This is a genomic window from Vandammella animalimorsus, assembly GCF_002285285.1.
Lineage (GTDB): Bacteria > Pseudomonadota > Gammaproteobacteria > Burkholderiales > Burkholderiaceae_C > Lampropedia > Lampropedia animalimorsus.
Genome location: NZ_NSJF01000002.1, coordinates 644308 through 667508, shown reverse-complemented (window position 1 = coordinate 667508; position 23201 = coordinate 644308). Strand labels below are relative to the sequence as shown.

The window sequence follows — 23201 nt, the reverse complement described above, 5'->3', positions numbered from 1 at the left end:
AGAGATTTTTGCTCGGGTCATCAGCCTCCCAGCCAACTCTGGCCAGCCTGGGAAGCCTGCAACAGCAGCCAAGTCATCACCACATAGCGCAGCAACTTACCCAGCGCCATGTAGATCGCGCACTGTGTTGGCGGCAAGCGCAGCCAGCCTGCCACCGCGCACAACGGATCGCCGACCACTGGCAAAAAACTCAGCAAACAGGCTTTGGGACCGAAGCGCTGCAGCCAACGCAAGGCTCTGGCGTGCGTTGGCTGCCCATCCAGTCGGCGCTTACGCTGCACAGCGCGCTGCGCTGCGCTGCCCATCCACCAACTGATCATGCCGCCCAAGGTGTTGCCCAGCGTAGCCACCAGTACAGCCGGCCAGAACAACGCTGGATTGAGCTGCACCAGGCCAAACACCGCCGGCTCCGACCCCAGAGGAAGCAACGTGGCCGACAGCAAGGCCACAGCGAACACCGTGGACAAGCCGTACTCAGGCAACGCCAGCCAGCCCAGCAGCGTATCCAACTCGAATTGCCACATGCAAAAACGCGTTCGTTCGATCAGGCGCGCTGGCCGCAATGGGACAACGCCTTCAACCTCAGAGCCGGCTCAAAAGCATCCGCACTGAGCGCACAATGCGCAGGTTTGAGCGGTCTGCGGCGCTGCAGCCCACTGCAGTTGCAGAACGCTTTTACCCACTCGCGCCGAAGCCTGGAACAAGCGCTCACTGTGCAGGCGGGCGAGGCGTGACATCCGTCACATCCGCGGCCTGTGTGCGGCCTGGCATCCCCCCCGACCGACGGCGCAACCCCGGGCGCTGGGCTGCAGCATAAGCACGCCGAAAGCCATGTCTCGGGTCAAAGCGAGCCCCTTGCCAGACGGTTTTCGGCTCGCGCCCCAGCCACCGGGCCCAAAGCTGACGCACCTTAAAGACCAGCCAAGCGCCAGCCATCACAAACATGAGGACGAAAAACAGCGCAGCACCCAACATCAGGCCCAATAAAAGTAAAAAAGTGCTAGCAATTGTTGTCATCAACCCATTCACATTCACCTCCTGCTCACTCAATCCTCGCAGCTGATCGCCAAACACCTTTGACAAACCATGCCCCCAATTTTGGGCGCATGCCAGGCGCTTCAATGACAGGCCTCGTACTTTTACATTTCAGTCACATACCAGATGCCACACCATGGGGCATGCCGCAAAATTTGCTGTGCCGTATCGTGGCTGAATTCAACGACCATCCATTTACACCATTTCTAAAAAACATATTTTTACCTCAGATTTTCTATTTTCCATACAATGTGTTTTCGTTTTTGACAGAAAAAGAAAGGGCTTCCTATGCTTCGCTATGCAGTGATCTTCTTCGTCATCGCACTCGTTGCCGCACTCTTTGGCTTCACCAGCATTGCTACAGGCGCTTCAGAGATCGCGAAGATTCTGTTTTTCGTATTCATTATTTTCGCTATTGTGACATTCGTTCTGAATGCCATCCGAAAATAAATCAACACATCCTATAGAGCGGATATGTGCAATCGACCGGATTACGATTGAATCGCATTTTCGAAAAGCGACCCTTTGCACATCTCCAAACACACGCAGCTTTGCGCAAAATTATCACAATCAGAAAAGGATTTTCAATGAACACACAAGGAAAAACTCCCGTGCAAAATGCGGCCGTCGAGGCAGAGGCAACGGTGCGCAAAGCAGCTTCACAAAGCGTGCAGGCCATTGAAAAAGGCGTTGATAAGGCTGCAGACACCGCGCAGGATCTGACCGACAAGGCCCTGGATGGCGTTGAGCGCGGTCTCAATCAAGCTCGCAAGGCCATCGACTCTGGCCTGGAGAAGGCCGAGCACTCCGTGCGCAGCCTGCATCAACGCTCCGACCCTGCCATTGACGCTTTGGCACACAAGGCACTGGACGTGGCCACGCAAAGCATCAACCTGGTCGCCGATACCAGCGAGCGCGCACGTCAACGCGTGCAAGAGCTCAGCGAAGCCACCAACCGCTATGTGGTTGAGAAGCCGGGCAAGTCGCTGCTCATGGCAGCCGCCACAGGCGCCATTCTGACTTTGCTGCTGACCGGTCGCCGCGGCCGCTGAATCTGCGATTACAACCACGCGGGGTTTGCCATGCATCCCCGCCTTACTTCCACACAATAGAGGAGAACCCCATGACCGCTACACGACTGACTCAAGCCCTGGCACTGGCTGCAGCACTGGGCATTGCCGCCGTCACAGCCACCGGCTGCGCCGTGGCCCGCGACCAGCAAACCGTTGGCGCCTACATCGACGATGCAGGCATCACCACAGCCGTCAAGGCCAAGCTGGCTGAGGATCCCACCACTTCTGCAGTGGCCATCAGCGTTGAAACCCTCAACGGCGAGGTGCAACTGTCGGGCTTTGCCAAGTCGCAGCACGAAAAAGACCAAGCTGGCCAGATCGCCGCTGGCGTCAAGCACGTGAAAAACGTCAAGAACATGATTGTCGTGCGCCCGTAATAGTGCTTGCTCGGTTGGCAGATGCGGTGCATCTACCGCGCTGCCTCTGCCCACAGGCATTGCAATTGCTTCACAGCCTGGCCTTTGTGTCAGGCTTTTTTATGCCCTCCGCCCAGCTGCATTCAACGCTCGAATTTCGTGGAAAGGATGATGGCCGTGGTGGTGCGCTCCACGCCATCGAGCATGCCAATTCGGTCGGTCAGCTCATCCATGGCCTGCACCGTGGGCGCCACGGCCAACGCGATCAGGTCCGAGGCTCCACTGACTGAGTACAGCGCCCGCACTTCTGGCAGACCATGCAAGGCCCTGGCCACAGTGGGCATCTGCCGTGGGGCCAGCTGGACCATGATGTGCGCGCGAATGTGGCCGCGCTCGCTCTCGTCGCTGACACGCACGGTATAGCCGGCAATCACGCCCTCACGCTGCAGACGCTGCATGCGGCTTTGTACCGTGGTGCGCGGCAGCTTCAGGCGCCGCGCCAGCTCAGCGATCGAGGCGCGCGCGTTCTCTCGCAACAAATTCAGTAATTGCCCATCCTGCTTGTCCATGGCTTGCCCCGATCATTTCGACATCAAAATCTCGTTATTCTGACGAAAAATCCATGTTTTTCGTCGGAAGAATGGGTTGAAAACGACGATTTGATTTGGAAAATGTCAGGCAGGCAAACGCACGCCCCAAGCTACGGCCTGTGCGACGCCCCCTCCCCCATCGACTTTGCGAGGAGCACGCCATGACGATCCTGCTGCACACCCTGGCGCCGCTGCGCGCCCATGGCCTGGCCAGTACGATAGGCCTGCCCGATGACTGCATCGAGCGCATGGCCGCCAACCATCCCGAGCTGGCCGAGGCCATCGCCGAAGCCGCATCTGCCTATGCCCACATCGCGGCAGAGTTTCCAGAGCTGTTGCAGCTCGACGAAGCCGAGCAGCTGCGCCGCATCCAGGCCGGCTTCCTCAACTTCTACGCAGGCGATGCTGTCAACCCCTACGTGGCCATTGCCGCGCGCGGGCCCTGGCTGGTCACGCTCAAGGGGGCTGTGCTGCTGGATTGCGGTGGCTACGGCATGCTGGGCCTGGGCCACAGTCCGCAGGCCGTGTTGGACTCCATGGCCAGGCCCCAGGTCATGGCCAACATCATGACGCCCAGCCTCAGTCAATTGCGCTTTGTGCGCGCCATGCGCCGCGAAGTGGGCCAACGCGCCGGGGCCTGCCCTTACAGCCACTTCATGTGCCTGAACTCCGGCTCCGAAGCCGTGTCACTGGCTTCGCGCATCGTCGACATCAACGCCAAGCACCAGACCGACCCGGGCGCACGCCATGCTGGCAAGGCCATCAAGCGCCTGGTGGTCAAGGGCGCCTTCCACGGCCGCACCGAGCGGCCTGCGCTGTATTCCGATTCCAGCCGCCAGGCCTATATCCAGCATCTGGCCAGCTACCGTGGCGAGGACTCGGTGCTGACCGTGGCGCCTTACGACGTGGCTGCCCTCGAAGCCGTCTTTGCCCAAGCCGAAGCCCAGGGCTGGTTCATCGAGGCCATGTTCATGGAGCCCGTGATGGGAGAGGGCAACCCCGGCCGAGCCGTGCCGCGCGCCTTCTACGACCGGGCGCGCACGCTGACCGCAGCGCACGGCGCGCTGTTGCTGGTGGACTCCATCCAGGCCGGACTGCGCGCCACGGGCTATCTCTCCCTGATCGACTACCCGGGCTTTGAAGGCATTGCCCCGCCCGACATGGAAGCCTACTCCAAGGCCCTGAACGCCGGCCAGTACCCGCTGTCGGTGCTGGCCGTAGGCGAGCGAGCCGCCGCCATTTACCAGCGCGGCCTGTACGGCAACACCATGACGGCCAACCCGCGCGCGCTGGATGTGGCTTGCGCTGTGCTGGAGGCCATGACGCCAGCGTTGCGCGAGAATATCCGCCGCCGAGGCATCGAAGCCGTGTCCCGCTTGCAAGCCCTGCAGGCCAAACTGGGCGGGGCCATCGTCCAGGTTCAGGGCACGGGCCTGCTGTTCTCTTGCGAGCTTTCACCAGAGTTCAAAAGCTACGGCCAGGACAGCATTGAGCAGTGGCTGCGCCAACATGGCCTGGGCGTGATCCACGGCGGCGAAAACGCCCTGCGCTTCACGCCGCATTTCGGGCTGGATGCGCAGGAGCTTGAGCTGCTGCTGCAGCTGGTGCAGCGCGCCTTGCAGGAGGGCCCGCGCATTGCTCCTGAGCGCCCCTACACCAGGGCCGGCAGCAATGCCACGCTACAAAGTCGGCTTGTCGCCACTTCTTGAGCGCCCCCCGCCTCTCGCCACAGCGCAAGGGGGCGTTGAGAATGGGTTTGTGCAGCGGTTTTTCGAGGCAAAAGTCGCAAATGCAAGGCAAAAACGCTTGTAAGGCCTGGACACCTTGCAAGCGTTTTCAACGCAGCAGTTGCGGCTTCTCGACCGAAAACACCGCCGCAGCACTCAATCTCAACAAGCCCTAGCCCCCAAAGGGGGGCCGGCCATCAACCGCGAAAACGCTGCGGGCTGTAAGGTGCTGGATCGACCAGCGGGGCTTCACCGTGCGTCAGCTGCGCCAGCAGTTGGGCCGTGACCGGGCCCAGCGTAAAGCCCTGGTGCGCATGGCCGAAGTGGAACCACAGCCCCGGATGGCGCGGCGCAGCGCCGACGATGGGCTTCATGTCCACCGTGCAGGGGCGCGAGCCCATCCAGGGCTGGGCCTCCACCGGCTCGCCCAGCGCCACCACGCTGCGCGCCACCTGCTCGGCCTTGAACAACTGCACCGGCGTGGCCGGGGAGTCGAGCCGCGCGAACTCGGCCCCCGTGGTCAGGCGCAAGCCCTGCTGCATGGGCACCAGCATGTAGCCGTGGTCGGCGTCGAGCACCGGGCGCTGCAAGGCCTGGCTGCGGTAATGACGGTGGTAGCCACGCTTGATGAACAGCGGCAGGCGATAGCCCAGCCGCCGTGTCAGCGGCTCGGCCCAGGGGCCCAGCGCGATCACGGCCTGCTGCGCATCGATGCGCCCTTGCGCCGTCTGCACCGCCCAGCCCGCGCCCTGTGGCTGCAGGCTGGCGGCATCGCCCTGCAGGATGCGCCCGCCCAGGCGCTCGAAATACTGCGCATAGCGCTGCACCAGCGCCCCTGGATCGCGCACAGCCCAAGGCTGTGTCCAGTGCAGCCCGCCAGCAAAGCCGCCTTGCAACCCAGGCTCCAAAGCCTGCAGCGCGGCGCGATCCAGCGGCGTGGATTGCACGCCCCATTCGCGCTCAAGCTGCCTGGCATAGGCCTGCAGCAGCGCCAGCGCCCGCTCATCGCGCATCGCTTTGATCCAGCCGCTTTGCTGCACCAGCTCCTGGCCGCCGGCCTCGGCCAGCAGCGCGGCGTGCTCGTGCAGCGCGTGTTCGATCAAGCGGCCAAAGTCGCGCACGATGGCGGCATAGCGCTGCGGCGTGGAGTTGCGCCAGTACTGCGCCAGCCGCCCTGCCAGGCCAGGCAGGGCCGTCCAGTCGTAGCGCACATCGATGCCCCGCTGCAGCGCAGCCCGGGCGATGGGCAGCAGGCCCTGCGGAAAGCCGTAGGGCTCGACCGCCTCGCGCTGGATCAGACCGGCATTGCCGTAGGATGTCTCGCGCCCAGGCCGCTGACGGTCGAGCAGCACAACCGCATCGCCGCGCCGCGCCAATTGCACGGCGGTGCAAACCCCGACCATGCCCGCGCCCAATACGATGACGCTGTTGCCCACTTGCACCTCCTTGTTGTTCTGCCCTTGCCGGTGCGCCGCTGTTGCATCAAATCAAGGCAACGATCACTGCGGCTTCTTGCGCGGCTTGCGCCCCCGCCCGGCCAAAGCATAGTCGAAGACGGCATCGGGCAGGCGGCGCAGCAGGCGCGCCACCCAGCCCATTTGCCAGGGGATGACGACCGAGCTTTGCTGCTTTTCAATCGCCTCATAGGCACGGGCGGCAAAGTCTGGCGCGCTCATCAGAAACGGCATCGAAAACGGATTTCCCGCCGTCATGGCCGTATCGACAAAGCCTGGGCTGATGGTCACCACGCGCACGCCGCTGCCGCGCAGATCACCGCGCAAGCTCTCGCAATAGGCGATCACGCCGGCCTTGCTGGCGCTGTAGCCGGCGTGGCCAGGCAGGCCGCGCACGCCAGCCACGCTGGCAATGCCCACCAGCGTGCCGCTGCGGCGCTGGCGCATGGGCGTGATAAAGGGGATGAAAGTTGCGGCCAGGCCGCGGTTGTTGGTCTCCCAGATGGCCTGCATGTGCGCCAGGTCATCCCAATCGGCGGTGTCGATGCCGTGGCTGATGCCGGCGCTGGCGATGACCACGTCGGGCAGGCCCTGCTGCTGCAGGCATTGCTGCGCGACGGCGCGGATTTGCTCGGGCTCGGACACATCGGCCGCATACAGCGCGCAGTCGGCCTCGGACAGTTGCAGGCGCGCGCGCCACTGCTGCATCAGCTCCAGCCGCCGCGCCACCAGGGCCAGCCGCCAGCCTCGGCGCGCATAGTGCTCGGCCAGGGCCTGGCCCAGGCCGCTGGAAGCGCCAGTGATGAAGACCAGTCGCGCCGGCTGTGTGGCCACGGCTTTGCTGGCAGTTGAAGGGGATTGGGCATATGTCATGAGCAAGATTCCTGCCAATGCGGTGGTGGTGGAGGTAGCGGCAGAACCTGCGCGCGATCTCTGTGCCGAACCCAGATCGCTCTCAGGGCCGCGCCCGCGCCGCTGTCTCGGGCTGCAGCACGCCGCGCACGCGGCCTTGCAGCTCGGTAATGCGCTGCTTTCTGTCGTAGTCCAGGCGCTCACCGCTGAGGCGGTCCTGGCCGCGCAGCAACAGCACCGGCTGCGTACTGCGCACGCGCTGTGCGTCGGGCCAGAGCTGCAGCTCCTCGCCACGGAACTCCATGCGAGGGCTACCAGCGCTGGCATGCTGCACGACTACGGCATTGCCCTGCAAGCGCACATGCAGGCGCTGCTGATCGCGCGTGTGGGTGCTGGTGCCGGTATCGGCGGTGGCTGTGACGATATCGCCCGATTCGGTCACAGCCCGCAGGCGCATTGCATCGACCTGCAATGTGTCTTCATTGGGGTAATGGCGCCCCTGCTGGCCGAAGAGCTCCAGCGTCAGCTGCCCATCGGGTGTGTAGTTGCGCACGACAAAATCGCGCATTTGGTAGTCCGGCTCGTCCTGCGGCAGCTCTACGGCCTCGAACACTTCGGGCTGCGGCGCATTGCGCACCAGCCAGTAGCTGCCCAGGGCCAGCAGGCCCATGGCCAGCATGGGGCTGTAGATGGAAAGCTTGTCCAGCCGGTAGCGCAGGCTGCGTTTGGCCTTGTGTTGGTTTTGCTGGGGCATGGCGCGGTGTCCTCGCTGCGTTGCGGCGGCCCTGCTCAGGCCGGGTTGCCCATGGCCTGCTGCAGCAGCGCGCCATAGTGGCCGCCGGCCGTCAGCAGCAGGTCGCACAGCTCACGCACTGCGCCCTGCCCGCCCGCCGCCTGGGTAGTGTAGTGGGCCAAGGCCTTGACCTCTTCATGCGCGCCCGGGGGCGCGCAGGCCAGGGCGCAGCGGCTGAGCACGGGCAGATCGGGCCAATCATCGCCCATGGCCGCCACCTGCGCCCAGCCCAGGCCCAGGCTGTGCAGCAGCTGCTCGGCCGCGGGCAGCTTGTGCTCCGTGCCGTACACCGCATGCCGCACCCCCAGCGCTTGCAACCGCAGGCGCAGCGCGGCGCTGTCGCGGCCGGTGATGACGGCCACCTCGATGCCGACCTGGGCCAGCAGCTTGATGCCGTGACCGTCCAGGGTGTGAAAGCGCTTGAGTTGCTCACCCTCAGGGCCGTAGTAAAGCCCGCCATCGGTGAGCACGCCATCGACGTCGAGAAACAGCAGGCGCACCGGCTCGGCCTGCACCAGCAGACTGTGCGCAAAACGCGGTGCAATGGCAATCGCAGGCATGGCAGCTCCATCCACAACAGGGTCTGCGCCCAGGGCGCAGACGGGCAATCTCAAATGACCTTGGCGCGCATCAGGTCGCCCACGTGCAGGGCGCCGATGAGCATGCCGGCCTCGTCCACCACCAGCAAGCTGGTGATGCGGTGTTCCTCCATCATCTGCGCCGCCTGGGCAGCCAGGGCCTGGGGGCCGATGCTGCGCGGCCGCGCGTGCATCAGCTCAGCGGCGGTGCTGGCGCGCAAGTCCAACCCGGCCTCGATGTGGCGGCGCAGGTCGCCATCGGTGTAGATGCCCAGCACCTGGCCCGGCGCGGCCTGGCCGTCACTGCCGTCGGCAATGACGGCGGTCATGCCCAGGCCCTTGGCGGAAATTTCGTGCACCAGCTCGGCAAAGCCGGCCTGCGCGCCAACGCGCGGTACGGCGCCGCCGCTGCGCATGACGTCGCGCACACGCGTGAGCAGACGCCGACCCAGCGCGCCGCCTGGGTGCGAGCGGGCGAAGTCCTCGGCGCGAAAGCCGCGCGCGTCAAGCACGGCCACGGCCAGCGCATCGCCCAGGGCCAGCTGCACGGTGGTACTGGCCGTGGGCGCGAGGTTGAGCGGATCGGCCTCTTGCGCCACCTGGGTATCCAGTACCACGTCGGCATGCCGGCCCAGGGCCGATTGCGGGCGGCCAGTCATGGCAATGATGTGTGCGCCCAAGCGACGAATGACAGGCAGGATGTTGACCAGCTCCTCGCTCTCGCCGCTGTTGGACAGGGCCAGCACCACATCGGCGGCCGTCACCATGCCCAGATCGCCGTGGCTGGCCTCGGCCGGATGCAGGAAGAACGCTGGCGTGCCGGTGGAGGCCAGTGTGGCGGCAATCTTGCGGCCCACGTGGCCGCTTTTGCCCATGCCAGTGACGACCACCCGCGCCGGGCTTTGCAAAATCATCTGCACAGCCTGCGCAAAGGCCTGGCCCAAGCGGGAATGCAGGGCCTGCAGCTGCTCAACCTCAATCTGTATCGCCTGACGCCCCATGTGCAGGGCGCGCTGGGCATCGAAAGGCTGAGGCGCGGCGGCACGGTCGGTTTCAGGCAGGGTCATGGTCAGGGCAGGAAATTTCAGAATGGCAGTTGGAACACACTGGGGATGGTCTGCGCGCACGCGGCCCGCGCGGCGCTTTGGGTTCAGGCTTTGCACAGGCACTCATCGCAGCCAGGCCAGCACGCCGTCCGCCTCCGCGGACTCGCTGCCGCCGGACTCCTGGCTGGCCAGAATTTGCTTGGCCAAGCCCTTGCCCAGCTCCACCCCCCATTGGTCAAAGCTGTTGATGCCCCACAGGCGACCAGCGGCGAAGGTGCGGTGCTCGTACAGCGCAATCAGCGCCCCGACGGAGAAAGGGTCAAGCCGCTGCAGCACCAGCATGGTGCTGGGGCGGTTGCCAGGGCAGTGGCCATGCGCCGGGCCGTCGTGCTTGCCCACGGTCAGCGCCTGGGCCTGGGCCAGCGCATTGGCCTGCAGCGCGCGATGCTGGGCCAGGCTGCCCAGGCCTTTTTCCCGCAGCACGATGAACTCCACCGGCACGATTTGGCGCCCCTGGTGGATCAGCTGGAAAAATGCATGCTGGCAGTTCGTGCCCGCCTCGCCCCAGACCACGGGCGCCGTGCTCAGTGGCAGCGGCTGGCCGGCCCAGTCGCAGCCCTTGCCATTGCTCTCCATTTCCAGCTGCTGCAGATACGCCGGCAAGCGGCGCAGGCCATGGCTGTAGGGCGCAATGCAGCGGCTGGCAAAGCCGTGGAAGTTGCCATACCAAATGTCCAGCAGGGCCAACTGCACGGGCAAGTTGGCCTCAAAGGGCGTGTGGCGAAAGTGCTGATCCATGGCGTGCGCGCCAGCCAGCAGGGCGTGAAAATGCTCAGCGCCAATGGCAATGGCCACCGACAGGCCGATGCTGGACCACAGCGAAAAGCGCCCGCCAACCCAATCGGCAAAAGGGAACAGGGTTTGCACGCCAAAGGCTGCGGCGGCCTGGGCATTGCTGGTCATGGCCACGAAGTGCCGCGCCACCAACTGCCGCTGCGGCTCGGCCAAGGCATCCCACGAAGCCGGGCTGCCCTGCCCTGCCGGTGCCAAGCCATGGCCGGACAGCAGCCAATCGCGCGCCACATGCGCATTGACGATGGTCTCGGCCGTGCCAAACGATTTGGAGGCCAGCAAAAACAGCGTGCGCGCGGGATCGAGTCCGCGCAGCGTCCAGCCCAGGTCATCGCCGTCCATGTTCGAGACGAAATGGATGCGCTTGCCCGGCATCTGGTAGGCCTGCAGCGCCTGCACCACCACGGCCGGGCCCAGATCCGAGCCACCTATGCCGATGTTGACGATGTCGGTGATGCGCTCGTCGGCGCGCACCTGCTGGGCAAAATCCAGAAATGCCTGCTGGCAAGCGCGCATCTGCGCCAGCGCCTGGGCAATGGCCGGGTGCTCGGCCGGGTAATCGGCCGGGCAGCGCAGCAGCACATGCCAGGCCGCGCGCTGCTCGGTGGTGTTGAGCGCCGCGCCGCCAAACAGCGCCTCGATCGACTCTTCCAGCCGGCACTGCTTCGCCAGCGCCAGCAGCAGCGCCTGGGCCTGGGCATCGAGCAGGTTGCGCGAGAAATCGGCCTGCACGCCCGGGGCCTGCAGCGCCATGCGCGCAAAGCGCCCGGGCTCCTGCTGCAAGGCCTGGCGCACATCGAAGTGCCGCGCCTGCTGCTCAAAATGCCGCTGCAGCGCCTGCCATGCGGGCACGGCGTCACAGCGCGGCGTGTTTGGCGGCGGTGGCGGCGGTACAGAAGACGACATGTGCTGCTCGGTGCCCATGGGCGGGCCGCTCATGCGCCTTGCATGATGTGTTCCAGCCGCACGGCATCGGCGGCGAATGCGCGAATGCCCTCGGCCAGCTTCTCGGTGGCCATCGCATCCTCGTTGAGCGCGTAGCGGAACTGCGCCTCGTCGTAGCGCACGAACTGCTGCGGTTGCTGCTTGGCGCGCTGCGCATCGAGCTGTGGCGCCAGGCCGCTCGGCTCGGTCGGCGTGGCGGCCAGCTGCGCCAGCAGCTCGGGGCTGATGGTCAGCAGGTCGCAGCCGGCCAGCGCCAGGATCTGGCCGGTGTTGCGAAAGCTCGCGCCCATGATCTCGGTGTCGATGTCGAAGTGCTTGTAGTAATCGAAGATGCGGCGCACCGATTGCACGCCGGGGTCGTTTGCGCCAGCGTGGGCGGCCTCGTCCCAGGCGCTGCCGGCCTGCTTCTTGTACCAGTCGTAGATGCGCCCCACGAATGGGGAGATCAGCTGTACCTTGGCCTGGGCGCAGGCCACGGCCTGAGCAAAAGAGAACAGCAGCGTCAGGTTGGTGGCGATGCCGCGCTGCTCCAGCACGCGCGCGGCCTGGATGCCTTCCCAAGTGGCAGCGATTTTGATGAGCACACGCGCCGTATCGACGCCGGCGGCGCGATACAGCTCGATGATGCGCTCGGCGCGCGTGAGCGTGGCGTTGGCGTCAAAGCTCAGGCGCGCATCGACCTCGGTGGAGACGCGGCCAGGCACCTGCTGCAGGATTTCCGTGCCAAAGCGCACGATCAGGCGATCCATGCGCTCGGCCAGATCCAGCCCCTGGCTTTGTGACAGCGCCTGGGCCACCAGATCGGCGTACTCGGGCTTTTGCACGGCCTTGAGAATCAGCGATGGGTTGGTGGTGGCGTCTTGCGGCTGGTAGGCCTGGATCTGGTGGAAGTCGCCCGTATCGGCGACCACAGTGGTACAGCGCTTGAGGGCTTCGAGTTGGGTGGACATGGGCAGGATGCTGCAGGCAAAAGGGCGAGTGTAGCGGCATTGCCGCAAGGCGCGGCCCTGCTGAGAGCAAGCGTTATCCCCAGCGATGGTGGGCAGGCTCTCAGAGCCTGTTCAAAATCTTTGCACGGCGGTCAAGAGAGCGGATTTGGGCGCTCTGCTGCGCCCGCAAAGCCTCGCCATAGCCCCAGCTATGGCTGCGTTTTGCGCCTTGCAGCCCACCCCAAACCGCTTCTTGTCCACTCGCGCCGAGATTTTGAACAGGCTCTCAAAGGGCTTGCGTCGCTGGCGCGTCCAACCCATCCTCCGGCGGGGTCTCAGGCTCTGGCTGGGCATCGGGCTTGCGGCGCGCCAGCTTGCGCAGTTCGCCCATGAGCTCACCTGCCATCAGTTCCAGCAGTTGCAAGTCCACATCTTCTTCGTCGTGCGGCTCGTCGTCCATCAGGCACAACGTGCCGATGACCTCGCCGCGCCGCGCCCGCAGGGGCACGCCAGCATAAAAGCGAATGCCCTGCTCGTTCAAGGCCGGATTGCGGGCAAAGCGCGGGTCGTGCTGCACGTCCTCCACCACCAGGGGCTGGCCGTTGCGCGTGACGTAGGAGCACACCGACTGCGCGCGCGGCAGGCCGGTGCTGGCAGGGTCCGCATCCACCTCTGCCAAGGTGCTGCCGGGGGTATGCACCCAGTCCTCGCCCACCAGTGAGATTTGCGCATGCTTGACGGCAAAGGCATTGGTGGCTCGGCGCACCGTGTCGCGGTACAGCGCCAGCTTGTCTTCGGCCAGCATGTCGCTTTGCTGCAGGGCGCGCAGGCGCCGCGCCTCGTCCTCGGGGATGGCCGCCGGGATGTACTCCAGCGCCGCGCCATCGGCAAGCTGGCTGTTCACGCTCAGCACCACCTCGTGCATGCGGTTGACCAACTCATCGGCCGAGAGGCGCTGCGCCATCTGCGATGTCAGCTCCAAGCCTGGGGCGTTGAAGACGCAAGCAATGATGCGCACATGTGGCCAGCGTCGGCGGATGCGGCGGCTGATGTGGCGAATCTGCGCCTGTGGCTGCGGGCTGAAGGCCACCAGACACAGCACCTGGCAGGTGTCCAGCTGGGGCAGGCTGGCCAGATCGACGCGCGCGCCCAGCGCGTGGGTGCTGACGCTGGCAGTGTGGCCATACAGCCGCAGGCCATGCGCCAGGGCTGCAGCGGCCATGGCGTCCACTTCCCAGCGCGAGCCAAGGCAGTGCACAGCGGCCACTTCGCCTTCAGGCGCCAGGGTGTGCGCCGGCGGCGGGTATTCATCGGCCAGCTCATCGAGCAGACCATCCATGCCGTTGTCGAAGCGAAAACGCTGCTCGGCCGTGGCCATGCTGCTGTGCAGGTGACTGGACAGGCGCAGAGACGGCAGCAGCACGGAGTCGTAGTACTGCACCAGCGCCAGGGGCAGATCCTGCTCGTCGTCTGCAGAGCGCGGCATGCTGTCTTCGATGGTCTGTTGCGAAATCTCCAGCGCAGTCTCCACGTCTTCGACCAGCAAGCGCTGGTACAGGCGTTGCGCAGGCGTCAGCACCGGCTCGCTGCCCAGCAGCACTTCCAGAAAGTGCAGCGCAGGGATGGTGCGCCCCAACACCAGCAGGCAGACCGACAGCGGCGTGGCCAGGATCAGTCCGATCGGCCCCCACAGCGCCGTCCAGAATGTGGCCGAGACGATGATGGCCAGCGTGGACAGGCCGGTGCTTTCACCGTACAGCCAGGGCTCGACGATGTTGTTGCTGATCAGCTCCAGCGCCAGGATCAGCGCCACCGTCCAGATCAGCATGCTCCAGCCTGGCTCGACGGCGAAGGCCAGCGCCACAGGGAAAATGGCCGCCAAGGCCGGGCCTGCATAGGGCACATATCGCATCAGCGCCGCGACCACGCCCCACAGCAACGCCCCAGGCACGCCGATCAGCCACAGCCCGGCCGCCAGCGGCACGCCGTAGGTGATGTTGACGATGAGCTGCATGCGCAGGTATTTGCCGATGCGCTGCGAGGCGTCGTCCAGCGCCTCCGTGGCCATGTTGAGGTTGCCGCCCATCAGCCGCAGCAGGCGATCGCGCAGCGCATCGCGGTCCAGCAGGATCAACACCACGAACAAAATCACGATGCCGGCCATGAGCAGCGGCTCGCTGATGCGCAGCAGCCAAGTCTGCGCCAGCTGCACGTTCGTGGGCGGCGCAGGCACCACCTGCACTTGTTGCACAGTCTGCTCGGGCGCTGCTTGCGCAGCCCCCCCAGGCTCTCCAGACGCGGGCTCAGCCCCTTGACCAGCGATATCGCGATGCAAATCCTGAAGGGCGCTCGTGAGCCTATCGAACATGCCCGCCCCCTCGACAGAAGCGCTCAGCCCGCGCAGCTTTTCGCTCATCGTGACCTGGTAACGGGGCAGGCTTTCACCCAGCGCAGCCAGTTGCTGGCCAAGGTATGCGCCCAGGCCACCCAGGCCGCCGAGCACTACGGCCACCACCAGCACGATGGCCGCCATGCGTGGCAGGCCCCAGCGCTTGAGCCTGCGCACCAGCGGATCGAGCAAGAAGCCCAACAAGATCGCCAAAGCCAGCGGAATCAGCAATTCACGCCCGAAATACAGCGCGCAAATGATGGCCGCGCCAATGACCAGCACAGTGGCGGCGCGCAGGCCCGGCACCAAAGCGGCCAGCTGCGCCAGCGCGGCTTGCTCGGGCACATCGCCATGCCGAAGCATTTCAGCGGGTCGGTGCGGCTGGGCGCTGGGCGCGGCAGCGGGGAGGGGAACAGGCTTTTCAGACATGGGCAAATGGGGATAGATGCAGGGCACAACGCCGCAACGGCCCCGATTCTCGGTAAGCCCCTGGCATGGGTCGCCACGGCTGCTGTAAGAGTTGCAAGCCTGCGTACAAGCGAAAGCGGGCCTGGAAGGCCCGCCCGCACGCACAGACCAGATCAGGCCATCGCCGGGGCCTGCTCGGTCTGGATATTCAAGCGGCCTTCCTGCACGGCATGGCAGGCCACCTGGGCATTGCCCACACGCAGCATGACGGGGCGCTCGGTGCGGCAGCGCTCGTTGGCGTGCGGGCAGCGCGGGTTGAAGGCGCAACCTTTGGGCGGGTTCAGCGGGTTGGGCACCTCGCCCTGCACTGGCGTGCGCGCCTTGCCTGTGTCGTGCATTTTGGGAATGGCATCGAGCAGCATGCGCGTGTAGGGATGCAGCGGCCGCTCGAACAGGTCTTTCTTGTCGGCCAGCTCGACGATGCGCCCCAGGTACATCACGCCCACCTGGTCGCTGACGTGGCGCACCACGGCCAGGTTGTGCGAGATGAACAAATAAGTCAGCTGGCGCGCCTGCTGCAGGTCTTTCATGATGTTGAGCACCTGCGCCTGCACCGACACGTCCAGCGCGCTGGTGGGCTCGTCACACACCAGGAACTCAGGCTCGGTGGCCAAGGCGCGCGCAATCGAGATGCGTTGGCGCTGGCCGCCAGAGAACTGGTGCGGGTACTTGCTCATGTCCTGCGCGCTCAAGCCCACCGATTGCAGCAACTCACCTACGCGCTGGCGCAGCTGCTCGCGGTTTTTCATCATGCCGTGCTCACGCAGCGGCTCGGCAATGATGTCCTCGACCAGCCAGCGCGGGTTCAGGCTGGCGTAAGGGTCCTGAAAAATCATCTGGATGCGCCGGCGAATGCGCTCGGCGCCGGCAGAGCGGTAAGCCTGATGCGCATCCTGCCCGTCAAACAAAAACTGGCCGCGCGTGGGCGGGTACAGGCCCACCAGCAGGCGCGCAACGGTGCTTTTGCCACAACCGGACTCGCCCACCAGCGCCAGGGTTTTGCCCTTGGCGATCTCAAAGCTCACGCCATCGACAGCGTGCAAAAAAGTCTTGGGCTTGCGCTCGATGACGCGGTTGAGCCAGGGGGCCGAGACATCGAAAGTACGCGCCAGATCGTGCACGCGCACCAAAGGTTGGGCAGTGCTTTCGGAGTTGGCAACCTCGGCCTGCGGCGCGGCCGCTGCTGAAGTGGCAATCAGGGCGTCGGTCATACGGTCTCCGTCTCGTGGGTGGCGGCTGGCTGGGCGGTGGCCAACCAGCAGGCGGCATGGGTAGCGCCGGCGGGCTGCAGCTCCGGGCGCTCGCGGTAGCAGCGCTCGAATGCCTGGGGGCAGCGCGGGTTGAAGGCGCAGCCCGCCGGGATGGCATTCAGGCGCGGCATGGCGCCGTCGATCTGGTTGAGGCGCTCGCGGTCCATGTCCATATCTGGGATAGAGGCCATGAGCCCGCGCGTGTACGGATGGGCAGGATGGTTGATGACTTCGTGCACCGGGCCGATCTCTGCCACGCGCCCGGCATACATCACGGCCACGCGATCACAGGTTTCGGCAATCACGCCCATGTCGTGCGTGATGAGCATCACAGCCGCGCCGCGCTCCTTGCAGATGCGCTTGAGCAGGCCGATGATCTGCGCCTGGATGGACACATCCAGCGCCGTGGTGGGCTCGTCAGCGACGATGAGCTTGGGCTCGGCCGCCAGCGCCAGGGCAATCACCACGCGCTGGCGCATACCGCCGGAGAACTGGTGCGGGTAGTGGTCGATGCGCTCCTCGGCAGCGGGGATGCCCGTGTCCTTGAGCAGCGCAATGGCGCGCTGGCGCGCCTCCTTGGCAGAGACCGGCAAGTGCGTGACGATGGTTTCCACCAGCTGGCGCCCCACGGTGTACAGCGGGTTCAGCGAGGTCAGCGGATCCTGGAAGATGGCGCCAATGTGCCGCCCACGAATGGGGCGCATCTGCTCCTGCGTGAGCTGGTCGATGCGCTGCCCATCCAGCCAGATCTGGCCGCCAGCCACGCGCCCAGGCGGTTCCAGCAAGCCAATGATGGAGGCGCCGGTGAGCGATTTGCCCGCTCCCGATTCACCCACCACACCCAGGATTTCACCCGGGGCGATGTCAAACGAGACGTTGTCCAGCGCACGCAAAACGCCGTGGCGGTTGGGGAACTCCACCACCAGGTTTTTCACTTGCAATAAGCTCATGGGGACTACTCCTTATTCTTCTCTTCAGCGCCCGGCCGCCCAGGGCGCTGCACCGCCTGCCTGCATCAGCGCAGCCGCGGGTTGAGCGCATCGCGCAGCCAGTCGCCCAGCAGGTTCACTGACAACGCAATGAGCACCAGCATCAGGCCCGGGAAGATGGTGATCCACCACTCGCCGGAAAACAGGAAGTCGTTGCCGACGCGGATCAGGGTGCCCAGCGAAGGCGAGGTCGGCGGCGCGCCCACCCCCAGGAAGGACAACGTGGCTTCGGTGATGATGGCCGTGGCAACCTGAATGGTGGCCAACACCAGCACCGGGCCCATGACGTTGGGCAGTACGTGCTTGCGCATGATGCGCACCGAAGGCACGCCCGTCACGCGGGCGGCCTGCACGTATTCCTTGCCGCGCTCAACCAATGTGGAGCCGCGCACCGTGCGCGCGTACTGCACCCAGCCGGTCAACGCAATCGACAGCACCAGCACGCCAAAGGCCAGGGTATCGCCCGCATTGGGAAACACGGCGCGCCCAACACCCGCGATGAGCAGCGCAATCAGAATGGCTGGGAAGGACAGCATCACGTCCGAGATGCGCATCAACACGGCATCCACCCAGCCGCCCTTGAAGCCGGCCACCAAACCCAGCGTGACGCCCAGCAGCAGGGACAGCAGCACCGAGCTGATGCCCACGACCAGCGAGATGCGCGCGCCATAGATCAGGGCCGAGAAGATATCGCGCCCCTGGTCGTCCGTGCCCAGCAGGTACTTGGTGCTGCCGCCCTCGATCCATGCGGGCGGCAGGCGCGCATCGCCCAGCTCCAGCGTGCTCACGTCCAGCGGGTTGTGTGGCGCCACCCAGCCCGCAAACAAGGAGCAGAACACGCACACCAGCGCAATCAAAGCCGCGACGATGGCCAGGGGCGAATGGCGAAAGCTGTAGCCCACATCGCTGTGCCACCAGCGGGCCAGAAAGTTGGAACGGGAAGCAGGGTCAGTCATCGTGTGTTTGAATCAAACGAATTGCAATTTGCCAGGTGCGCCAGTTGCAATGGCGCAGCAGCCAGACATCTGGTTTTTCTTGTCCGATGCGTGCGCCGCATTGGTACTGGGTGGCTTAGGGGTTGTTGAGATTGAGTGTTGCAGTGGTGCTTTCGGTCAAAACCCGCAACTGCCACGTCGTAAACGCTTGCAAGGTGTTCAGGCCTTGCGCGCGTTTTTGCCTTGCATCTGCAGCTTTCGCCTTGACGCAAACCAAATCTCAAAACCCCTAATGGCCCGCCGACTTCTCCACCCGCAGCCTGGGGTCAACCACGAAGTACAGCAAGTCCACAATCAGGTTGATCACGACAAAAATCAGCGCGATCAGGCACAGATAGGCGGCCATTACCGGCACATCGGCAAAAGTCACGGCCTGGATGAACAGCAGACCCATGCCCGGCCACTGGAACACTGTCTCAGTGATGATGGCAAACGCAATCAGGCCGCCCAGCTGCAGACCAGTGATGGTGATCACGGGCACCAAAGTGTTCTTCAGAGCATGGCCGAAATAAATGGCGCGGTTGTGCAGGCCGCGGGCACGAGCGAACTTGATGTAGTCGGTGCGCAGAACTTCGAGCATTTCGGCGCGCACCAGACGCATGATGAGCGTGAGCTGGAAGATCGCCAGAGTAATGGCTGGCAGCGTGATGTGATGCCACCCCTTGGCGCTGAGCAAGCCAGTGGACCACCAGCCCAGCTCGGTGACCGGGCCGCGCCCAAAACTGGGGAACCAGCCCAGGGTTACGGAAAACACCAGAATCAATAAGATGCCGATTAAGAAAGTCGGCAACGACACGCCCAGCAGCGAAATTGTCATGAACACCTGGCTCATGAAGCTGCCACGGCGCAGCGCTGCATAAACGCCCATGGGCACGCCCACCACCAGCGCCAGCACAGCAGCCACCAGCGCCAGCTCCAGTGTGGCCGGAAAGCGCTCGGCAATCAGCGCCGAGACCTTCACCCCTTGGCGCAGGCTCAAGCCAAAATCCCCCTGCACGGCATTGACGAGAAAGTGCCAGAACTGCACGAAAAAGGGCTTGTCCAGCCCTAGATCGGCGCGCAATGCGCTGATTTGCTCGGGCGTTGCGTCCTGACCCAGCATGGCATACACCGGATCGCCCACATACTGAAACAGCATGAAGGCAATGAACGCGACGGAGACCATCACCACAATGGCCTGAATCAAGCGGCGGAGAATGAAGACAAGCATTCGAATCGAGGGGGTATGGATGTCATCGCAGCATGCGCTGCTGGCGTAGCCTGGCATCACGCGCTAGATGCTAGATGCGCGCAGGCCAATCATGGCAGTGTCAAGTGAAGTTCGCGTGCCAACTGCTGGAGCGGTCACAAACAGGCGCCCCAAGCCAGCGCACCCGACAATCGTCGTCGTGATGAGGTATTCCGGATACTCAGCCTTTACTGGCTATCCGCAATACCTCATCTTGGGCGGTATCGATGGCGATAGGCACTGCCTGCAAAAACAAAACTGGGCAATCCCCGGACGCGCAAGGGGTGATAGCGTAGCAGGCATCACCGGCCAGCGCACAGCCATCCGCCCAAGCCACACTTTGCGACTGGCTTCAAAGCGCTGTAGAAGTGCATGAACCCTGCCTGCACAAGCGAAAGCTCGTGCGGGAGATCTCGCGGCAGTCGCGCCCACATCAAGCAAAACCCCGCCAAGCCAAACAGCTCGGCGAGGTTTCGCAGAAGCGGCCAACAGACTCTGGGCTTATTCAACCACCACGCGGCGCATGTCCAGGCGGTTGTCCGCACGGTGCACCACGCTGACGTTCTTTTTCATCACCCAGGGGATGATCTGGTTGTGCAGGGGCAGGTGCGACACGGTGTCGTTGGAAACCTTCAGTGCCTGGCTCAGCAACTCCGTGCGCTTGGCCGGATCGCCTTCTGCCTTGGCAGCGTCAATCAGGCGATCGGCCTCGCTGTTGCTATAGCGCCCCACGTTGTAGTTGCCATCGGCACCTGTTGCCTTGGTGCGCACCAGCGACTGCAGGGAGTACATGGCATCAAAGGTTGGCACCCCCCAGCCCAGCATGTAGATACTGGCCTCATGGCGCTGAATCATCGGGAAATAGGTTGCCGTGGGCTGCGTGCGCAGTTTGGCCTTAACGCCAATGCGTGCCCACATGGCCGTGACGGCCTGGCAAATGGCCTCATCGCCAATGTAGCGGTTGTTCGGGCAGGCGAAGTCCACCTCGAAGCCGTTAGGGTAGCCGGCTTCTTCGAGCAACTTCTTGGCAGCGGCCACGTCGTAAGGCAAGCGTTGGTCTAGCTCCTTGGTGTAGCCGTTGACCATGGGCGCCACCAGCGTGCCGGCCGGCTGGCCAAGGCCACGCAAGCTGTTCTTCACGATGGTGTTGATGTCAATGGCCTGGTAGAGCGCCTGGCGCACTTTGACTTCCTTCAAGGGGTTCTTGCCCTTGATGTTGGAGCCAGGCAGCTCATCACGGTGCTGGTCCATGCCAAAGAAGATGGTGCGGTTCTCAATGCCGTCCACCACCTTCAGGCTGGGCGTCTTGCGCAGGCGCGGCAGGTCTTGCGGCGTGGGGTCGAGCACGAAATCCACCTCACCCGACAGCAGCGCGGCCATGCGTGTTGCCGCCGAGCCAATGGGCTGATAGATGACTTCCGTGACATTGCCGGGCATCTTGCCCCACCAGTTCGGGTTGCGCTTGAGCACCATGCGCGTGTCAGGCTGCCAAGACTCCAGCACGTAGGGGCCGGTGCCCAGGGCATTGCGGTGCGCAAAGTTTTCATCCGCACCTTTCATATCCTTCGGGGCCACGGAGTTGTTCTTCTCAGCCCAGGCCTTGCTCATCATGCGCAGCTCCGTGAGTTGGCGCGTCAGAATCGGGTTGACAGCCTTCAGGTGCAAATCCATGGTGTGTTCATCGACCTTTTCTGCACGCTCAATGCTGTTGGCAAAAACAGCCAGGTTCGAAGTCGGCGCCATGGCTCGCTGGATCGAGAACACAGCGTCGTCGGCCGTGAACGGCGTGCCATCAGAGAACTTGACCCCTTCGCGCAGCTTGAAGCGCACCTGTGTAGGAGAGACCTCCTCCCAGGAAACAGCCAGCAAGGGCTCCACTTCGAAAGTCTCACTGTTGTAGTAAGTCAGGCTTTCATACACCATGGCATGAACGCTATTGTTCAATGCATTGTTCTGCGAGTGGATGTCCCAGCTGGTGATATCGCCCTGGCTGCTCCAGCGCAGCGTTTTGGCATGGGCCACGGGCAACGCCGCCAACACTGCAACCGCCACCGAAGCAGCCAACACACGTTTCTTCAAAGCCATTCAAAACTCCTGTAATTCAATTTGCGAGAAAGCCACCTCGACACAGCCAGGCTGCTGGCGCGCATAGCGATCGCATCTCGGGCGCCCACTGGTGACCAACAAGACTCGGCACACGACTGGCCGCGCACCTTCCGCATAAGCAACGGCGCTGCAGCCAAGCCAATGCCAAACTGCAGCGCCGCGGATGACGAATGAGCGCATTATTCCATCGTGGCTGCCCATCGCAATCGGCATTGCGTAATTTTTAGGGAAATTCCTGATCAGCTGCTTTGCGACCCCACAGCAGTTCAATCAGAACAATCCAATAAAAAAACGCCCCTGTTTTACCAGGGGCGTTCAATCAAATCATCCATTGGGGCCTGAATTTCTCAGGCTAACCAATTAGAAGTTGTGGCGCAGGCCGATACCGAAGTTGTTTTCGTCGCTGAAGTGCTTGCCGTAAGCAGGGCCTTCTTTGTCAGCACGGTAGTAAGCACCGTACACGAAGGTGCGCTTGGACAGAGCGTACTTGCCTTCGACCACGAAGTCGATACCGTCACGGGTACCATTGCGGTCTTCAGCGTACACAGCGTCAGCAGCCAGGCTGAAAGCGCCCAGGGGCAGGCTCACGCCCAGGGAGTAACCTTCCACGCCAGGAACAACCTTGGTCGAACCAGTGTTCGGGCCACCCATGTAGCCACCAGCGGCCACATCGTTGTAGTGGTAAGAAGCAGCCAGCTTCAGGGCGCCGAAGTCGTAAGAAGCACCCACGTTGGCGTTCTCAACACGGCTACGCTGACCCCAGCCAGTAGCCACTTCAGCAGCGTTGTAGCCAGCAGCCACAGCCAGAGGGCCGTTTGCGTAGATCAGAGCCACGTCATAGTGACCCTTGGTGTCGGTGTAGCTACCCAGCTTGTAGTTGTCTTCGAACACATAGCCAACAGAAGCCTTCAGGCCACCGAAGCTAGGAGTCACGTACTTGATCATGGCGTTGTCACGCGAACCACCGCCGTAACCGAAGTTCAGAGCAACTGCCGAATAGTTGGCAGTACCAGTGATTTCGTAAGCAGCAACGGAGTCGAAGCTGGGAGTCAGCTGACGGCCAGCGCGCAGCGTACCGAAGCCACCTGCCAGGCCAACCCATGCCTGACGCTGGAAGCCGGAGCTGGCGCCGTCGGCCAGGCTCACGCCTTGTTCAAATTGGAAGTTGACCTTCAGGCCGTTGCCCAGATCTTCAACGCCACGGAAGCCGATGCGGCTGGTGCCGTTGTTGATGTTCGAGTTGGCGTGCGCGCCTTGCGTGTCGTTGGCATCACCGATAGCGATGTCGGCCACGCCGTACAGGGTCACAGAAGACTGAGCCATTGCCAGGCCAGAAGCAGCAACAGCGGCCAAGGCGATCAGAGATTTTTTCATTGCGGATACTCCAAGGTTAAACATAGGGCTCCGGTACGGGGGGTCAGGGGCTGCATTTCTGCCATGTTTGAATCCCGCCGGTTCCCCGAGCCAACCTCCTGGTGGGGAAGTTAGGACGTATTGCAGCAGACACGGCGATGCTTGGCAAAGAGTATTTGCAATTGGCGCGGCA

20 protein-coding genes are annotated in these 23201 nt (G+C 63.7%); 4 read left to right on the top strand and 16 right to left on the bottom strand.

What is annotated here, in order from left to right; genetic code table 11:
• Positions 1-20: 20 nt before the first annotated feature.
• Positions 21-524: a YqaA family protein gene (locus CK620_RS06370; RefSeq protein ID WP_095549553.1), complete on the bottom strand. Its 504-nt coding sequence runs from the start codon at positions 522-524 to the stop codon at positions 21-23.
• 799 nt (positions 525-1323) lie between these two features.
• On the opposite strand from CK620_RS06370, the gene CK620_RS06360 reads away from it, so the two are divergent.
• The 3 genes from CK620_RS06360 to CK620_RS06350 all read left to right on the top strand — a co-directional run bounded on the left by CK620_RS06360 (position 1324) and on the right by CK620_RS06350 (position 2485).
• Positions 1324-1485: a DUF1328 domain-containing protein gene (locus CK620_RS06360; RefSeq protein ID WP_095542638.1), complete on the top strand. Its 162-nt coding sequence runs from the start codon at positions 1324-1326 to the stop codon at positions 1483-1485.
• A gap of 26 nt (positions 1486-1511) precedes the next feature.
• Positions 1512-2087 (top strand): hypothetical protein, encoded by a 576-nt coding sequence (locus CK620_RS06355; RefSeq protein ID WP_143325963.1) that lies wholly within the window; start codon positions 1512-1514, stop codon positions 2085-2087.
• Positions 2088-2158: 71 nt separating this feature from the next.
• On the top strand, positions 2159-2485 hold the full coding sequence (locus CK620_RS06350) for a BON domain-containing protein (protein WP_095540284.1): 327 nt from the start codon (positions 2159-2161) through the stop codon (positions 2483-2485).
• 122 nt (positions 2486-2607) lie between these two features.
• Here CK620_RS06350 and CK620_RS06345 read toward each other — a convergent pair whose 3' ends face one another.
• Positions 2608-3033 (bottom strand): Lrp/AsnC family transcriptional regulator, encoded by a 426-nt coding sequence (locus tag CK620_RS06345; protein ID WP_095549550.1) that lies wholly within the window; start codon positions 3031-3033, stop codon positions 2608-2610.
• Between the two features lie 182 nt (positions 3034-3215).
• Here CK620_RS06345 and CK620_RS06340 point away from each other — a divergent pair, with 182 nt between their 5' ends.
• Positions 3216-4763: an aminotransferase class III-fold pyridoxal phosphate-dependent enzyme gene (locus CK620_RS06340; RefSeq protein WP_095549549.1), complete on the top strand. Its 1548-nt coding sequence runs from the start codon at positions 3216-3218 to the stop codon at positions 4761-4763.
• Between the two features lie 215 nt (positions 4764-4978).
• On the opposite strand, the gene CK620_RS06335 is transcribed toward CK620_RS06340, so the two are convergent.
• From CK620_RS06335 to CK620_RS06270, 14 genes are all read right to left on the bottom strand, one after another.
• Entirely contained in the window at positions 4979-6217 is a 1239-nt protein-coding gene (locus CK620_RS06335; protein ID WP_420894211.1) for an NAD(P)/FAD-dependent oxidoreductase, read from the bottom strand.
• A gap of 63 nt (positions 6218-6280) precedes the next feature.
• Positions 6281-7108, bottom strand: a complete 828-nt coding sequence (locus CK620_RS06330; RefSeq protein ID WP_095542643.1) for an SDR family oxidoreductase — start codon at positions 7106-7108, stop codon at positions 6281-6283.
• Between the two features lie 82 nt (positions 7109-7190).
• Positions 7191-7841 (bottom strand): LPS export ABC transporter periplasmic protein LptC, encoded by a 651-nt coding sequence (gene lptC / locus CK620_RS06325; protein WP_095549547.1) that lies wholly within the window; start codon positions 7839-7841, stop codon positions 7191-7193.
• A 35-nt stretch (positions 7842-7876) separates the two neighbouring features.
• Positions 7877-8440: a KdsC family phosphatase gene (locus CK620_RS06320; protein WP_095549637.1), complete on the bottom strand. Its 564-nt coding sequence runs from the start codon at positions 8438-8440 to the stop codon at positions 7877-7879.
• A gap of 50 nt (positions 8441-8490) precedes the next feature.
• On the bottom strand, positions 8491-9525 hold the full coding sequence (locus tag CK620_RS06315) for a KpsF/GutQ family sugar-phosphate isomerase (protein ID WP_238946040.1): 1035 nt from the start codon (positions 9523-9525) through the stop codon (positions 8491-8493).
• A 102-nt stretch (positions 9526-9627) separates the two neighbouring features.
• Positions 9628-11262: a glucose-6-phosphate isomerase gene (gene pgi, locus CK620_RS06310; protein WP_095549635.1), complete on the bottom strand. Its 1635-nt coding sequence runs from the start codon at positions 11260-11262 to the stop codon at positions 9628-9630.
• Between the two features lie 29 nt (positions 11263-11291).
• The gene (gene tal / locus CK620_RS06305; RefSeq protein WP_095549546.1) at positions 11292-12251 is read right to left on the bottom strand and encodes a transaldolase; all 960 of its coding nucleotides are present in this window, start codon (positions 12249-12251) and stop codon (positions 11292-11294) included.
• A gap of 265 nt (positions 12252-12516) precedes the next feature.
• Positions 12517-15048, bottom strand: a complete 2532-nt coding sequence (locus CK620_RS06300) for an AI-2E family transporter (protein WP_238946039.1) — start codon at positions 15046-15048, stop codon at positions 12517-12519.
• 152 nt (positions 15049-15200) lie between these two features.
• The gene (locus tag CK620_RS06295; protein ID WP_095549545.1) at positions 15201-16298 is read right to left on the bottom strand and encodes an ABC transporter ATP-binding protein; all 1098 of its coding nucleotides are present in this window, start codon (positions 16296-16298) and stop codon (positions 15201-15203) included.
• Positions 16295-17287 (bottom strand): ABC transporter ATP-binding protein, encoded by a 993-nt coding sequence (locus CK620_RS06290; RefSeq protein ID WP_095549544.1) that lies wholly within the window; start codon positions 17285-17287, stop codon positions 16295-16297. The genes CK620_RS06295 and CK620_RS06290 overlap by 4 nt, the downstream gene beginning before the upstream one ends.
• A gap of 65 nt (positions 17288-17352) precedes the next feature.
• A complete protein-coding gene (locus tag CK620_RS06285) occupies positions 17353-18282 on the bottom strand; it encodes an ABC transporter permease (protein WP_095549543.1) in 930 nt (309 codons plus the stop codon).
• A 268-nt stretch (positions 18283-18550) separates the two neighbouring features.
• Entirely contained in the window at positions 18551-19531 is a 981-nt protein-coding gene (locus CK620_RS06280; RefSeq protein ID WP_095540294.1) for an ABC transporter permease, read from the bottom strand.
• A gap of 519 nt (positions 19532-20050) precedes the next feature.
• A complete protein-coding gene (locus tag CK620_RS06275; RefSeq protein WP_095542651.1) occupies positions 20051-21634 on the bottom strand; it encodes an ABC transporter substrate-binding protein in 1584 nt (527 codons plus the stop codon).
• A gap of 381 nt (positions 21635-22015) precedes the next feature.
• Entirely contained in the window at positions 22016-23029 is a 1014-nt protein-coding gene (locus CK620_RS06270; protein WP_179290587.1) for a porin, read from the bottom strand.
• Positions 23030-23201: the final 172 nt, after the last annotated feature.

What these genes read in the sequence shown, in the direction of transcription:
- CK620_RS06370 (WP_095549553.1), bottom strand. Translation starts at nt 524, where the DNA reads ATGTGGCAATTCGAGTTGGATACGCTGCTGGGCTGGCTGGCGTTGCCT.
- CK620_RS06300 (WP_238946039.1), bottom strand. Translation starts at nt 15,048, where the DNA reads ATGTCTGAAAAGCCTGTTCCCCTCCCCGCTGCCGCGCCCAGCGCCCAG.
- CK620_RS06280 (WP_095540294.1), bottom strand. Translation starts at nt 19,531, where the DNA reads ATGCTTGTCTTCATTCTCCGCCGCTTGATTCAGGCCATTGTGGTGATG.
- CK620_RS06290 (WP_095549544.1), bottom strand. Translation starts at nt 17,287, where the DNA reads ATGAGCTTATTGCAAGTGAAAAACCTGGTGGTGGAGTTCCCCAACCGC.
- CK620_RS06320 (WP_095549637.1), bottom strand. Translation starts at nt 8,440, where the DNA reads ATGCCTGCGATTGCCATTGCACCGCGTTTTGCGCACAGTCTGCTGGTG.
- CK620_RS06295 (WP_095549545.1), bottom strand. Translation starts at nt 16,298, where the DNA reads ATGACCGACGCCCTGATTGCCACTTCAGCAGCGGCCGCGCCGCAGGCC.
- CK620_RS06315 (WP_238946040.1), bottom strand. Translation starts at nt 9,525, where the DNA reads ATGACCCTGCCTGAAACCGACCGTGCCGCCGCGCCTCAGCCTTTCGAT.
- CK620_RS06330 (WP_095542643.1), bottom strand. Translation starts at nt 7,108, where the DNA reads ATGACATATGCCCAATCCCCTTCAACTGCCAGCAAAGCCGTGGCCACA.
- CK620_RS06275 (WP_095542651.1), bottom strand. Translation starts at nt 21,634, where the DNA reads ATGGCTTTGAAGAAACGTGTGTTGGCTGCTTCGGTGGCGGTTGCAGTG.
- pgi (WP_095549635.1), bottom strand. Translation starts at nt 11,262, where the DNA reads ATGTCGTCTTCTGTACCGCCGCCACCGCCGCCAAACACGCCGCGCTGT.
- tal (WP_095549546.1), bottom strand. Translation starts at nt 12,251, where the DNA reads ATGTCCACCCAACTCGAAGCCCTCAAGCGCTGTACCACTGTGGTCGCC.
- CK620_RS06345 (WP_095549550.1), bottom strand. Translation starts at nt 3,033, where the DNA reads ATGGACAAGCAGGATGGGCAATTACTGAATTTGTTGCGAGAGAACGCG.
- CK620_RS06270 (WP_179290587.1), bottom strand. Translation starts at nt 23,029, where the DNA reads ATGAAAAAATCTCTGATCGCCTTGGCCGCTGTTGCTGCTTCTGGCCTG.
- CK620_RS06350 (WP_095540284.1), top strand. Translation starts at nt 2,159, where the DNA reads ATGACCGCTACACGACTGACTCAAGCCCTGGCACTGGCTGCAGCACTG.
- CK620_RS06340 (WP_095549549.1), top strand. Translation starts at nt 3,216, where the DNA reads ATGACGATCCTGCTGCACACCCTGGCGCCGCTGCGCGCCCATGGCCTG.
- lptC (WP_095549547.1), bottom strand. Translation starts at nt 7,841, where the DNA reads ATGCCCCAGCAAAACCAACACAAGGCCAAACGCAGCCTGCGCTACCGG.
- CK620_RS06285 (WP_095549543.1), bottom strand. Translation starts at nt 18,282, where the DNA reads ATGACTGACCCTGCTTCCCGTTCCAACTTTCTGGCCCGCTGGTGGCAC.
- CK620_RS06360 (WP_095542638.1), top strand. Translation starts at nt 1,324, where the DNA reads ATGCTTCGCTATGCAGTGATCTTCTTCGTCATCGCACTCGTTGCCGCA.